Genomic DNA, 1,105 nt, shown 5'->3' with positions numbered 1-1,105 from the left:
TGCCTCGAATTCACGGACCTTCCTGATGCCCCCGCCCGCCAGGCCGCCCCGCACCATTCGCCCGACACTTGGAGTCGTGATCTCGCGCAGTAACCGTGCTCGCTCAACCAAGCCCGCCGCATCGATCGAGATGCGGCCCTTCGGTGAGGACGATTCCGCACAGGAACTCACCTCGCTCCTGCATCGCGCGTACGCCGACCACGCCGCCGCCGGTCGCGTCTTCTTCGCGTCGTACCAGTCCGTGCAGGACACCACCTACCGGCTGGCCCAAGGCGAGTGCTGGCTCGCGGTCCGAGACACCGAGCTGGTGGGGTCGGTCACGGTGGCCTCTCCGTACGTGACGCCCAAGGGGTATCCGGCCGCGGCCGGAGCGGGCTCATTCTGGCAGCTCGCAGTGGATCCCACGTATCAGGGGGCAGGCCTCGGGCAACGACTGCTGACTTTGGCGGAGGAACGCATCGTTGCGCTCGGGTCCACGGTGGCTGTCATCGATACGTCGGTCGAGGCCGTCGAGCTGGTCGGCTGGTACCGCAGGCGCGGATACGTGCCAGTCGGGATGTGGAGGTGGGATGTGACCAACTACGAGAGCGTGGTCCTGTTGAAGAACCTGGCTGCCTGACCGAGGGGTGGCACGGGCTGCTGGCCTCCCTGGTGAAAGGTGTAGGCAGCCCGTGCCGGTTGGCCTGGCTCTACTGGCTGAGGACTCGGCTCGCGTCCTGGACCGCGAGGGCGAGCGCCTGGTCGAGTGCCCCGGTGTGGCGTCCGCCCGCGCTGGCGATGGGGCCCTTGCCACCGGCTCCGCCGCCGACGAGGCGAGCGGCCGGAACGAGGATCTGGCTGGCCTGGGTGCCGGTGTCGTGGAGGCTGCGGGTGATGGCGGCGGCGAGGAGGGCCTTGCCGCCGTGTTCGGTGCCGAGGATGACGACAGCGCGGTCGTCTGGAAGGAAGTCGGCGGTGTTGGTGGCGAGGGTACGGAGCTCGTCGGGGCCGAGGCCCGTCACCTTCTCGGTGACGATCCTGCCACCGGGGACGGCGCGGGCGGAGGCGGCGAGCTGCTGGGCGCGGGTGCGGAGCTCAGCGTCGCGGAGGCGGGCGAGTTCCTGTT

The 1,105-nt window shown here is 69.7% G+C and carries 2 protein-coding genes; one reads left to right on the top strand and one right to left on the bottom strand.

The window, feature by feature from the left end; translation table 11 throughout:
- The coding region (locus J0670_RS38515) for a GNAT family N-acetyltransferase (RefSeq protein ID WP_207817417.1) at positions 1 to 619 on the top strand (619 nt) is incomplete at its 5' end.
- Between the two features lie 70 nt (positions 620 to 689).
- On the opposite strand, the gene J0670_RS38510 is transcribed toward J0670_RS38515, so the two are convergent.
- Positions 690 to 1,105, bottom strand: a 416-nt coding sequence (locus J0670_RS38510; protein ID WP_243438116.1) for a DHHA1 domain-containing protein, incomplete at its 5' end; no start/stop codon positions are given.

The sequence above is a fragment of the Streptomyces sp. FH025 genome, from assembly GCF_017427025.1.
Taxonomy (GTDB): Bacteria; Actinomycetota; Actinomycetes; order Streptomycetales; family Streptomycetaceae; genus Kitasatospora.
Note: the sequence above shows the minus strand (reverse complement) of the source record. Positions and strands in the feature narration are given on the sequence as shown.